The organism is Arthrobacter sp. CJL-S3, assembly GCF_056711635.1.
On sequence record NZ_CM160046.1, the window covers coordinates 3,588,051 to 3,600,252 of the forward strand.

Sequence of the window (12,202 nt, forward strand, 5' to 3'; positions counted from 1 at the left end):
TGCTGCGCTGACCCCTGCGGGCGCGCCGGGACGGGCAACACGGAAGAGCCTGGCGGAGCGCTCCGTGGGACCCACTATAAATTGCCGGACTATCTTTTGCCGGAGCGGCGGGCGCGCCGATTCGTTGCGTAAGCCGCGGCGGGCGCCTAGAGTCGGCGGAGCAACTGGACCACTCACGAAGGGACTTCCATGACCGACGACGCAACGCAGCAAGACAGCACGCAGCCCGAGGGCACCGAGCCGGCCAGCACCAAGCCGGACGGCACGGGGCCGGAGAGCGGTTCCGGCAAGCAGGATCCCACCGGCGTCGAGGGCGCGAACCCCGCCCTGGATGACACCGGGGAGCTCAAGGCCGCCGAGACCGGAGAAGCCCCAGAAGCCCCGAAGAACCTGGAGGACCTGGACCTCACGCCGTCGGGCCTGGCCAATGAGGCCGCCAGCCAAAAAGATCCCGACAGCACGGCGGAGCCGGAAAACACCGACTAGGCATGGGCGGCCGCGGGCGCCGGCTCGGCGGCGGGCTCCGCGGACTGCGCCTGGATAGCGGTGATGGCCACCGTGTTGACGATGTCCTCCACGGTGCAGCCGCGCGAGAGGTCGTTGACCGGCTTGCGCAGGCCCTGCAGCACGGGCCCGACGGCGACCGCCCCGGAGGACTGCTGGACCGCCTTGTACGTGTTGTTGCCGGTGTTGAGGTCCGGGAAGATGAAAACAGTCGCCTGCCCGGCCACGGACGAGCCCGGCATCTTCGATTCGGCGATGGCGGCGTCGACGGCGGCGTCGTACTGGATCGGCCCTTCCACGGCGAGGTCCGGACGGCGTTCGCGCACCAGCTCGGTGGCCTGGCGGACCGCGTCCACGGCCTCCCCGGCGCCCGATCCGCCGGTGGAGTAGGACAGCATGGCCACCCGCGGCTCCACGCCGAACTGGGCCGCGGTTTCCGCCGAGGCCACCGCGATGTCCGCGAGCTGCTGCACGTTGGGCTCCGGGTTCACCGCGCAGTCGCCGTAGACCAGCACCCGGTCCGGCATCAGCATCAGGAACACGGACGAGACGATCTTGACGCCGTCGCGCGTTTTGACGAATTCCAGCGCCGGCCGGATGGTGTGCGCGGTGGTGTGCGCGGCGCCGGAGACCATCCCGTCCACCACCCCGAGCTGGACCATCATGGTGCCGAAGTAGCTCCCGTCCAGCATGACCTCGAGGGCCTTGGCCAGGTCCACGCCCTTGTGCGCGCGCAGCTCCGCGTACTTCTCCGCGAACCCCTGGCGCAGCTCCGAGGTGGCGGGATCGATGATGTGGATGCCGGAGAGGTCAATGCCCTGGGTGGAGGCGAGCTCGCGGACATCGGATTCGCGGCCCAGCACGGTCAGCTCGCAGACGTCGCGGCGGTGCAGGATTTCCGCGGCACGCAGGATGCGGACATCCGTGCCTTCCGGCAGCACGATGTGGCGGCGCTCGGAGCGGGCCCGCTCGATCAGGTCGTGCAGGAAGCGCAGCGGCGTCATCCGCTCCAGCCGCGGCAGGTGCAGGCGCTCCAGCAGCTCCGCCTCGTCGACCCGGCGGGCCCAGAGGCCCAGGGCGGAGGCGACCTTGCGGCGGTGCCCGGACCAGATCTCGCTGCGCACCTCGGAGACGCGCTTCGCGGTCACATAGGTGTCGTCCGGGGCGGCGAAGATCGGGAACGGGGCCTGCGCCAGCAGTGAGTAGATGGTGGGGTCCGGGGCCAGGCCGCCGGTGAGGATCAGGGCCGAGGGCACCGGGAACTCCGGCGAGAACGAGGACGCCAGGCAGGCGACGAGCACGTCGGCGCGGTCACCGGGGACGATCACCAGCGCGCCGTCGTCGAGCACGTGCAGGAAGTTGGCCACGCTCATGGCCGCCACCTTGACCGAGCGGACGTCGCGTTCCAGGTCCGCGAGGCCGGCCACCTGGCCGACCCCCATGGCGGCCGCGACCTCGCCGGTGGTGGGCCGGGCGATCTCCTCCAGCTCGGGCAGGACGTACACGGGACGGCCGGAGGCGCCCGGGCGGACCGCGGCGGCGATGGCCTCCAGGTCCTCCGGATCGGCGCGGTTGACCATGATGGCCAGCAGTGTGCACCGCTCGGCGACGAGCTCCTTGCGGGCCACCTCGACGGCGTCGACCGTCTCCGCGACGGTGCGGCCCTTGGCACCGACGACGGCGACGACCGGGGCGGCGAGGTTGTTCGCCAGCCGGGCGTTGAGGTCGAACTCGACGGCGGCGTCCTGGCCGGTCAGGTCGGTGCCCTCGACGATCACCACGTCGCAGTGCCGGGCCATCTCGGCGAAGATCTCCACGCAACGGGAGTCGATCTCCTCGCGTTTGCCCTCGGCGAGGAGGCTGCGGACCTCGGGGAAGGTGAGCCCGCCGCGGCAGCGTTCGTCGTCGAGGTCGAACCGGGCCTTCATCAGCGCCACCATCGGGTCCGAGGTGACGTCGTGGCCGTTGACCACGGGTTTGAAGAAGCCGATCCGGTCCGCGTGCCGGTGCAGGGTGTCCGCCAGCCCGAGGGCTATGAGCGACTTCCCGGAGCCCGGGGTGGTCGCGCTGACGTAGATGCCTTTGGCCATGGTTCGCCCTTTGCTGTGAAGTGGTGCTGCTTCCCTCCCAGCCTACTTTCTCTGGCCGGGAGCCGGGGGCCGGGTGGCGCTTCGGGCGAGTTCCGCTTGGTTCCCGTTCGGTTTTCGGCCGCTTTCCGGCCCGTTTCCGCACCATTCGCCGTGTCCGCCGAGGGCTTCATATGCCCGCCAGCTCTTGACAGAGGAGGCCATAATGGGATTACCTAATGAACATTCGGTAAATAAAGCTGGAGGCAATGACGCATGGCTGGACTGACGGTTTCCGGTGACACCCACCCCATCCTTAAAGACGACTACGCGTCGGAGTGGATGGGCATCGAAGTAGTGGCGCTGGACGACGGACATGCAACGATCCGCATGCCGCTCCGGCAGGAAATGCTGAACGGCTTTGGCATGGCCCACGGCGGAATGATCTTCGCCTTCGGCGACACCGCCTTTGCGCTGGCCTGCAACCCGGCCAACCCGGACCCTGCGGACGAAGGCAACATCACCGTGGCGTCCGGCGTCGATATCAACTTCCTCAAGCCGGCGTTCCGCGGCCAGGTGCTGACCGCCGTCGCCAACCGCCGCGCCAGCACCGGACGCAGCGGCCTCTACGACATCCAGATCTACGCCGCCGATCCGGTCGCGGGCACCGCAGCGGACACAGCGCCCTCCCCCGCCGCCACGGCGCATGCCGCCACGGTTCCGGGCGAACTCCCCACCGACATCCTCCCGGGCGAACTCGTCGCCGAGTTCCGCGGCCGCAGCCGCACCATCTCCAAGAAATAGAAACAGGGAACCCCAGATGACCCAAGAAACTGTCGCACCCACCAGTGATGCTGTCCTGGACCGCGAAGAAACCATCTCCCGCGACGAGCTCGAGGCCTTGCAGCTGAGCCGCCTGCAGCACACCGTGGCCTACGCCTACGACCGTGTGCCCCTGTACAAGCGCAAGTTCGACGAGGCCGGCGTCCACCCCACGGACCTCCACGAGCTCTCCGACCTGGGCAAGTTCCCCTTCACCACCAAGGAAGACCTCCGCCTGGAGTACCCCTTCGGCATGTTCGCCGTCCCGCAGCACGAGGTGGCCCGCATCCACGCGAGCTCCGGCACCACCGGCCGCGCCACCGTCGTCGGCTACACCAAGAAGGACCTCGCCGACTGGGCCAAGCTCGTCGCACGCTCGCTGCGCGCCTCCGGCGTCCGGCCCGGCATGAAGGTCCACAACGCCTACGGCTACGGCCTGTTCACCGGCGGCATGGGCGCCCACGCCGGCGCCGAGGCCCTCGGCTGCACGGTCATCCCGATCTCGGGCGGCCAGACCGAACGCCAAATCACCCTCATCCAGGACTTCAAGCCCGACGCGATCCTGGCCACCCCGACCTACCTGCTGACCATCGCCGACGCGATGATGAAGCAGGGCATCGACCCGGCCTCCACCTCGCTCAAGTACGCCGTGCTAGGTGCCGAGCCGTGGACCGAGGAAATGCGCCGCGAGCTCGAAGTGACCATGAACATCAAGGCCTGCGACATCTACGGGCTCTCCGAGGTCATGGGCCCGGGCGTTGCCGGCGAGGCCGTGGAAACCCAGGACGGCAGCCACATCTGGGAGGACCACTTCCGCCCCGAAATCATCGACGCCTTCGACCCCTCCGTGGTGCTGGGCGACGGCGAACACGGCGAGCTGGTCTTCACCTCGCTCACCAAGGAAGCGCTGCCGATCATCCGGTACCGCACCAAGGACCTCACCCGCCTGCTGCCCGGCACGGCCCGCCCGGCGCACCGCCGCATGGGCCGCATCACCGGCCGCAGCGACGACATGATCATCCTGCGCGGCGTGAACTTGTTCCCCTCGCAGATCGAGGAGATCGCCCTGCGCGTCCCGGAGCTCAGCGCGCACTTCCAGCTCGTGCTCACCAGGCCTGAGGGCCACCGGATGGACCAGATGACCGTCAAGATTGAACGCCGCGAGTCCGTCACGATCGAGAGCGCCGCGGCCGCCGCCAAGGTCCTGCAGCAGCAGATCAAGATCCACGTCGGCTCCTCCTGCGCCGTCGACGTCGTCGAGCCCGGCTCCCTGGAGCGGTCCAGCGGCAAGCTCCGCCGGATCTACGACATGCGTCCCAAGGCCTGACCACATGAAGTCCAGCCCGCCGGCCGGCCCACCCGGACCGCCCCGGCGGGCTGACTGATCTCCTGATCGTGAGAAACTAGCGACTATGCCCACAACAGCAACCAACACCAAACGCGGCCGCCCCGGTTATGACCAGCAGTCGGTACTGGTGATCGCTGTGGACGTCTTCAACCGCCACGGCTACGACGCCACGTCCATGGGCATCCTCGCTGAAAACCTGGGCATCTCGAAGTCCGCCATCTACCACCACGTGCCGTCCAAGGGCGACCTCCTGAAGCTCGCGCTGGACCACGCCCTGGGTGGTCTCGAAGCCATCCTGGACCAGCCGCAGGCCCAGACCGGCTCCGCCGAGGCCCGGCTGGAGTTCGTCCTGCGCGAGACCATCTCGGTGCTGGTGGAGCGGCTTCCGTTTGTCACCCTGCTGCTGCGCCTGCGCGGCAACACCGAGATCGAACGCGACGCCATGGAACGCCGGCGCACCTTCGACCACAAGGTCGCGGCCCTGATTTCCGCCGCCCGCGACGAGGGATCCCTCCGCCAGGACATCGATCCCCGCACCGTCACCCGGCTGCTCTTCGGCACGATCAACTCCATCGTCGAGTGGTACAAACCCGGCGGCTCCCTCTCCCCCGAGAAGCTGGCCGACGACGTCATCACCATGGCCTTCCACGGCCTCCACGTCCCGCAGTAGTCCAGGGGCTGGCAGAGGGCCCGGCGACACCTCCGCCCAACTCACGGCCACCACACTGGTGAAGTCCGGTCCCCATTGACGGCGTCCGGCGCCGGGGCCACGCTGGGGGAATGGCCACGAGACTATCCACGGTGCTCCTGGGCGCCTTCCCCGAGCTGCGGTACGAACCCACAGGCAAAAGGGTCCGCGCGAGCCTCGACGGGACCGCCGTCGTCGACACCGTGCAGGCCTACCTGATCTGGGAACCGCGGCGGATCACCCCCATCTACGCCGTGCCGGAGCAGGAAATGCTGGCGGAGCTCACGTCACCGGCCCTTCCGGCGGCGTCGGTCGAGGAACACCCCGTCGCCATCCGGAAAGGCGCTGCCCCGACGTCGCTCGACCCCTCCACATCGTTTGGCAAGCACACCACCGCCGGCGGGGAGCTCGACGTCGTGACGGCAACGGCGACGGCTCCCCGGGCCGCCTTCCGCCCCGAGGACCCCGACCTGGCCGGCTACGTCATCCTGGATTTCAAGGCCTTCGACTGGCTCGAGGACGACGAGGAGATCATCGGCCACCCCCGTGATCCGTTCCACCGCGTGGACATCCGCGCGTCGTCCGTGGACGTCCAGGTTGCGCTCGACGGCGTGACGCTGGCCAGCACGAACAGCGCGCAGTTGCTCTACGAGACGCTTCTGCCGGTGCGCTACTACATGCCGCCGGCGGATGTGCGGCTGGACCTGCTGGAGGAGAGTCCAAAGCGGACGGTCTGCCCGTACAAGGGCCAGGCGAGCTACTGGAGCTACCCGGTTTCCGCCGAGGGCAGGAACCTCGCGTGGAGCTACGACCGGAGGTACCTCGACGCCGCCCAGATCCACGGGCTCATCAGCTTCTACAACGAGCGGGTGGACCTGACGGTCGACGGCGTGCTCCAGCCGCGCCCGGTGACGCCGTGGTCCCGCCCCAGCGGTCCGGGGACACCCTGACGGCTGCGGCGCGCGTCCGGCTTGAGCGGTCCGGGGGCGCTTTGACGGCCGCAGCGCGGATTTCGGCCTTTTTCCCGGTGGATCCGGGTCAATGTGCCCCCGGACGGCAGCCCGGAACTCCCCGCAGCACGGAAAAGCGCCCCGGCGCGGGCCGGGGCGCTATTCCTTGGGGCGCTATTCCGCAGAGTGCCTTCCTCAGAATTCAGGGCCGGTTAGAGCTGGTAATCCACCGGTGAGGTGAGGTTCTCGTGGACGCAGAGGATGTTGTGCTCGGTGTCCATGAACCAGGCGCACTTCTCGGAATCTGTTGTACAGATGTGGTTCTCTGTCTTGAGATCCGGCAGGTCATAGTCCTGGAACTGGACGCCCTTGGCTTCCATCTCCTGGACGGTCCGCTCGATCTCGGAGACTTCAAAGCTCAGGGCCGTGTGCTCGGAATGCTTTCCGTCCCTGACGGGCATCAACTGCAGCCCGGGGCCGCCTTCGCTGCCATATAGTTCGCTTCCGTCGTCTGCCTTGCCGCGGAGCGGGAGGCCCAGGGTTTCCGCATAGAAGCGGTGGGCGCGCTCTAGATCATCGACCGGCAGGACTGTTGTGGCTTTGTTCAAAACTAGGGTCATTTCGCCACCTCCTACGTTGAAAATTTTACGCCGGAGCGGGCCCGAAAGAGCCTGCCAATCTACGCGCCGAGGTGAGACTTCGCGCCCATGTCCAAGCGGACAATGGGCGCGTAATCTCACCTCGGCGGGAGCGTCGGCACCGGAACCGCCACACGTGCGGGAGCGTCGGGGGTGGTTATTTCTCCACGAGGGTGAGGACGTCGTAGGTGGCCACGATCTCGTCGTTCTGGTTGGTCAGGACGGCGTCCCAGGCCACCTCGCCGTATTCGTCGGTCTCCCGCGGGGTGATCTTCTTCGCGGTCAGGGTGACCCGGATGGAGTCGCCCGCGGCCACCGGAGTGATGAAGCGCAGGCTCTCCAGGCCGTAGTTGGCCAGCACGGGGCCCGGTGCGGGCTCCACGAACAGCCCGGCGCCCCAGGCCAGCAGCAGGTAGCCGTGCGCGACGATGCCCGGGAAGAACGGGTTCGCCTCGGCGGCCTCCTGGTTGGTGTGGGCGTAGAAGGTGTCGCCGGTGGTGTTGGCGAACTTCGTGATCTCGTCCAAGGTCACTTCGCGCAGCTCGGAGCGGATCGCGTCCCCGATGTGCAGGGTGCTCAGGTGCTTCCGGAACGGGTGCTGGCCCTCGGTCTCGAGCGTGAAGTTGCGGTCGGCGCCAGTGTGCCAGACTCCGGTGACCGCGGTCAGCATGTTCGGTGAGCCCTGGATGGCGGTGCGCTGCATGTGGTGCAGCACGGAGCGGATGCCGCCGAGCTCCTCGCCGCCGCCGGCGCGGCCCGGGCCGCCGTGGACCAGGTGCGGGACCGGCGAGCCGTGGCCGGTGGAGCTGCGGGCGTCCTCGCGGTTGAGCATGTGCACGCGGCCGTGGTGGGCGGCGATGCCGGTGACGAGTTCGCGGGCGACGTCGGGGTCGTTGGTGCAGACCGAGGCGACGAGCGAGCCGCCACCGCGGGCGGCGAGGCGGACGGCGTCGGCCAGGTCCGTGTAGCCGATCACCGAGGAGACCGGGCCGAAGGCTTCGAGCGAGTGGACCTCGTCGGCCTCCGGATCGGCCCAGCTCAGCAGCACCGGGGACATAAACGCGCCGTCGTCGACGACGCCGACCGTGCCGTCCGCGCTGGTGACCTTCGGCGAATCGAGCGTGCCGTACGCGAGTTCGCCGCCGGCGTCGAGCATGGACTGGACGGCTGCACGCACATCGGCGAGCTGCTCCAGGGACGCCAGAGCGCCCATGTTGACGCCCTCGGCGCGCGGGTCACCGAGGACCACGCGCTGCTGGATCCGCTCCCCGACGGCGGTGATGACGTCCTGCACGAGTTCCTGCGGCACGATGGCCCGGCGGATCGAGGTGCACTTCTGGCCGGCCTTGGCGGTCATCTCGGTGACGAGGGACTTGATGAAGGCGTCGAATTCCGGGGTGCCCTTGACGGCGTCCGGGCCCAGGATCGAGGCGTTCAGGGAGTCGGTTTCCGAGGTAAAGCGGACCCCGCCCTTGACCACGTTGACGTGGGACTTGAGCGTGTTGGCGGTCGACGCGGAGCCGGTGAAGGCCACGATGTCGCGGTAGTCGAGGTGGTCCAGCATGGTGCGGACCGAGCCGGAAATCAGCTGCAGGGACCCCTTGGGCAGGATGCCGGATTCGATCATTGCCCGGACCACGGCGGCGGTGACGTAGCCGGTGGGGGTGGCGGGCTTGACGATCGTGGGCACGCCGGCGATGAACGCGGGGGCCAGCTTCTCGAGCATGCCCCAGACCGGGAAGTTGAAGGCGTTGATCTGCACGGCGACGCCGGGGATGCGGGTGTAGATGTGCTCGCCGGCGAAGGAACCGTCCTTGGACAGCACCTCCATGGGCCCGTCCACGATCACCTGGGAGTTGGGCAGTTCGCGCCGGCCCTTGGAGCCGAAGGTGAAGAGCACGCCGATGCCGCCGTCGATGTCGACCATCGAGTCGATCTTGGTGGCGCCGGTCTGGGCGGAGAGCGCGTAGAACTCCTCGCGGCGGCCGTTCAGGTACTGCGCGAGCTCCTTGAGCTTGAGCGCGCGCTGGTGGAAGGTCAGTTTGCCGAGTTCCGCCTGGCCGGTGGTGCGTCCGTAATCCACGACGGCGGCGAGGTCGAGTCCCTCGGTACTCACCTTGGCGAGGAGTTCACCCGTGCTCGCGTCCAGGACGGAGGCGGCGCCGGCCGCGGAGCCGGCGGCGGGGGTCCACCAGGAATCCCTGATGAAGCTGGGAACGATCTCGACAGTGTCTACTGTGGGTTCCGGAGCAGTTGCAGTGGTGGTCATCGTTGACGGGTCCTTCCAACAGGGGCAAGATCAACACGGCCAGCATTACTGACCGTCCGTTCGGTAATATGTCTACAGTACATGAATGAGGCCTGCCGCACACTAGCTGCGGCGGCACTGACCCGCCGGGACCCCTGGATTTCCGGCCACAGAGGAGACGCTATGACGCTCGAGCCCCGCAGTACCGAGCTGTGGAAGATCACCCTCGGCGAGCTCGACGAGAAAATGGGCGTCAAGATCGTTGAGGAATCGGTCGAACGGGTCGTCGCCACCATGCCGGTGGAGGGCAACCGGCAGTCCTTCGGGCTGCTGCATGGCGGCGCCTCGCTGGCGGTCGGGGAGGCGGTGGGCTCCTGGGCCGCGGTCATCCACGCCAGCACCCTGGGCAAGACCGCCGTCGGCGTGGACGTCTCCGCCACCCACCACAAGTCCGCCCGCGAGGGGCTCATCACCATCACCGCGACCCCGATCCACCTCGGCGGCACTCTCACCACCCACGAGGTGCTGATCAGCAACGCCGCGGGCGAACGGCTCTGCACGCTGCGCATCACGAACCTGCTGCTGGACCGCAAGGGCTGACCGGGCGACGGCGGCGGACCGGGCTGAGGGGGCTGGGGCCGGGATGCAAAAGCAAAATCCCGCCGGCTGCATCCAAACAGCGCCCCCGGCCGGTAGTAACGGTGTAAGCAAATCACCGCCCGGATCCGGGCAACTCAACGAGGAGTTTGAAATGCGCAAAACCGTTTATGCCGCCGGGGCCGTGTCCATGGTGGCGGCACTCGCCTTCGCCGCCCCCGCCCAGGCCGGCGGGAAGGACGACGGCGGCAGGCACCACAGCGACGATGCCCTCCTGTCCGTCCTGCACGGCGTCCCTGGCCTGACCGTGGATGTGTGGGTGGACGGCAAGCTCACCCTGGACGACTTCGAGCCCGGCGATCTCGCGGGTCCGCTGGAGCTCAACGGCGGCAGCTACAAGATCGCGATCACGGCCTCCGACGCCACCAGCGCCGACAACCCGGTGATCGGCCCGGTCAAGGTCTACCTCAAGGAGGGCCGGAACTACACCGCCGTCGCGCACCTGGATGCCGACGGGGACCCCACCGCCACCCTGTTCAAGAACAGCACCCGGCCCAGTCCCAAGGGCGAGGGCAAGCTGACCGTCCGGCACGTAGCCGCGGCGCCCGCCGTCGACGTCCTTGCCGGCGACACCGCGGTGATCGAGAACCTGGAGAACCCCGAGCAGGAGGTGCTGACGCTGGAGGCCGGAACGGTGTCCGCGTCGGTTGCGGCCGCCGGCACCACCGAGGCCCTGATCGGCCCGGCGGATGTTCCGGTCGAGGAGGGCAAGAACACGATTGTGTACGCCTGGGGCAGCCTTGAGGACGACACGCTCGGCGTGGCGGTCCAGGTGGTCGACTCGGCCAAAGGGCGCGGCCACGACCGCCGCTGAGCCGCTGATGGCCGTTGATGGCCGTTGATGGCGCCCTTGAGCCGATAATGACCGCCGAGCCGTCGGCCCGGCCCTGACGAGCTGACCAGCAGCGCATCCCGCAGGGGTGCGCTGCTGGTCGTGTCTACACCCATCCCGCCGGTCACTGTAGGGCCGATGGACCCGGAAGGCCCCGGACCCGGACTGTTAGCTTGGAAGGGCTGATTCACCCGACACCGCTGGGTATAACCGGTCGCACCGGAAGGGATCCACCATGCTCTCAGACACCTCACTTCCCGTCATCAAGGCAACGCTGCCCGTCGTCGGCGAGCACATCGAGGAGATCGCCAAGCGCTTCTACAAACACATGTTCGAAGCGCGGCCGGACCTCCTGGACGGGCTCTTCAACCGGGGGAACCAGGCGGACGGCCGCCAGCAGCAGGCCCTCGCCGGGTCCATCGCGGCGTTCGCCGGCCTGCTCGTGGACAACGTGGACCAGATCCCGGACCACCTCCTCTCCCGCGTCGCGCACAAGCACGTCTCGCTGGGGCTGAGCCCGGACCAGTACCAGGTCGTCCACGACCACCTGATGTGGGCCATCGTGGATGTGCTGGGCGACGCCGTAACGCCCGACGTCGCCGCGGCCTGGGACGAGGTCTACTGGCTGATGGCGAACATGCTGATCAACAAGGAACGCGGGCTGTACAACGCGGTCCACCTCACCCCGGACACGATCTGGCGGACCTGGCGGGTGGTCGAGCGGATCCAGGAGACGGACGACGTGGTCCGGTTCGTCGTCGAGCGGGTCGACGAGCGCGAGGTCAAGCCGTCCCTGCCGGGGCAGTACGTCACGATCAAGATGCGCATGCACGACGGCGTCCACCAGCCCAGGCAGTACAGCCTGACGAAGGCCGACGACGGGCAGCACCGCCAGTTCGCGGTGAAGCGGGTCCACGGACTCGGGACCCCCGACGGCGAGATGTCCAACCTGCTGCACAACGAGGTCCAGGTGGGCGACGAGGTGGTCCTCTCGGCACCGTTCGGCGACGTGGTGATGGAGTACACGGACCGGCCCCTGGTGCTGGCCAGCGCGGGGATCGGGATCACCCCGATGGCCGGCATGCTCTCGCACCTCGTCAAGTCCGGCTCCCAGCGCCAGGTGATGCTGCTGCACGCCGATGACAGCGAGAAGTCCTTCCCGCTCCGGGGGCAGGTCCGGGAGGATCTGGCCGCCCTGCCGGACGGGACGCTGAAGACCTGGTTCCTGAACACCACCGTGGGCGGAACGGCGTCCGGATCCGAATTCTCCGGCTTTATGGACGTCGGAGCGGTGGACCTCCCCGACGACGCCGAGTACTACCTCTGCGGTCCCCTGCCGTTCCTGAAGTCCGTCCGCAGCGCGCTGGTGGCCGGCGGCGTTCCGGCCAAGGACATCCAGTACGAGGTGTTCGGCCCGGACCTCTGGCTGGCCGACTTCCAGTAGCGGCC

11 protein-coding genes are annotated in these 12,202 nt (G+C 68.3%); 8 read left to right on the top strand and 3 right to left on the bottom strand.

Annotation, left to right across the window (positions count from 1 at the left end; all coding sequences use genetic code 11):
• Positions 1 to 189 precede the first annotated feature (189 nt).
• Positions 190 to 486, top strand: a complete 297-nt coding sequence (locus tag AC06G6_RS16425; protein WP_479823784.1) for a hypothetical protein — start codon at positions 190 to 192, stop codon at positions 484 to 486.
• On the opposite strand, the gene pta is transcribed toward AC06G6_RS16425, so the two are convergent.
• Positions 483 to 2,594, bottom strand: coding sequence for a phosphate acetyltransferase (pta, locus tag AC06G6_RS16430; RefSeq protein WP_479823786.1), 2,112 nt, complete (start codon positions 2,592 to 2,594; stop codon positions 483 to 485). The two genes, AC06G6_RS16425 and pta, sit on opposite strands and share 4 nt — an antisense overlap.
• Before the next feature lie 252 nt (positions 2,595 to 2,846).
• Between pta and AC06G6_RS16435 the strand changes: the two genes are divergently transcribed.
• From AC06G6_RS16435 to AC06G6_RS16450, 4 genes are all read left to right on the top strand, one after another.
• Positions 2,847 to 3,374, top strand: coding sequence for a hotdog fold thioesterase (locus AC06G6_RS16435; protein WP_479823788.1), 528 nt, complete (start codon positions 2,847 to 2,849; stop codon positions 3,372 to 3,374).
• Positions 3,375 to 3,390: 16 nt separating this feature from the next.
• Positions 3,391 to 4,719, top strand: coding sequence for a phenylacetate--CoA ligase PaaK (gene paaK, locus AC06G6_RS16440; RefSeq protein ID WP_479823790.1), 1,329 nt, complete (start codon positions 3,391 to 3,393; stop codon positions 4,717 to 4,719).
• 85 nt (positions 4,720 to 4,804) lie between these two features.
• Positions 4,805 to 5,410: a TetR/AcrR family transcriptional regulator gene (locus AC06G6_RS16445; RefSeq protein ID WP_479823792.1), complete on the top strand. Its 606-nt coding sequence runs from the start codon at positions 4,805 to 4,807 to the stop codon at positions 5,408 to 5,410.
• A gap of 110 nt (positions 5,411 to 5,520) precedes the next feature.
• Entirely contained in the window at positions 5,521 to 6,378 is an 858-nt protein-coding gene (locus tag AC06G6_RS16450; protein WP_479823794.1) for a DUF427 domain-containing protein, read from the top strand.
• Between the two features lie 212 nt (positions 6,379 to 6,590).
• Here AC06G6_RS16450 and AC06G6_RS16455 read toward each other — a convergent pair whose 3' ends face one another.
• Both AC06G6_RS16455 and paaZ read right to left on the bottom strand, forming a co-directional pair.
• A complete protein-coding gene (locus AC06G6_RS16455) occupies positions 6,591 to 6,998 on the bottom strand; it encodes a VOC family protein (RefSeq protein WP_479823796.1) in 408 nt (135 codons plus the stop codon).
• 175 nt (positions 6,999 to 7,173) lie between these two features.
• On the bottom strand, positions 7,174 to 9,285 hold the full coding sequence (paaZ, locus tag AC06G6_RS16460) for a phenylacetic acid degradation bifunctional protein PaaZ (protein WP_479823798.1): 2,112 nt from the start codon (positions 9,283 to 9,285) through the stop codon (positions 7,174 to 7,176).
• 162 nt (positions 9,286 to 9,447) lie between these two features.
• On the opposite strand from paaZ, the gene AC06G6_RS16465 reads away from it, so the two are divergent.
• From AC06G6_RS16465 to AC06G6_RS16475, 3 genes are all read left to right on the top strand, one after another.
• Complete coding sequence (locus AC06G6_RS16465) at positions 9,448 to 9,864, top strand: PaaI family thioesterase (protein WP_479823800.1); 417 nt, start codon at positions 9,448 to 9,450, stop codon at positions 9,862 to 9,864.
• A 151-nt stretch (positions 9,865 to 10,015) separates the two neighbouring features.
• Positions 10,016 to 10,735, top strand: a complete 720-nt coding sequence (locus tag AC06G6_RS16470; protein WP_479823802.1) for a DUF4397 domain-containing protein — start codon at positions 10,016 to 10,018, stop codon at positions 10,733 to 10,735.
• Between the two features lie 253 nt (positions 10,736 to 10,988).
• Positions 10,989 to 12,197, top strand: coding sequence for a globin domain-containing protein (locus AC06G6_RS16475; RefSeq protein WP_479823804.1), 1,209 nt, complete (start codon positions 10,989 to 10,991; stop codon positions 12,195 to 12,197).
• The last annotated feature ends 5 nt before the right edge of the window (positions 12,198 to 12,202 follow it).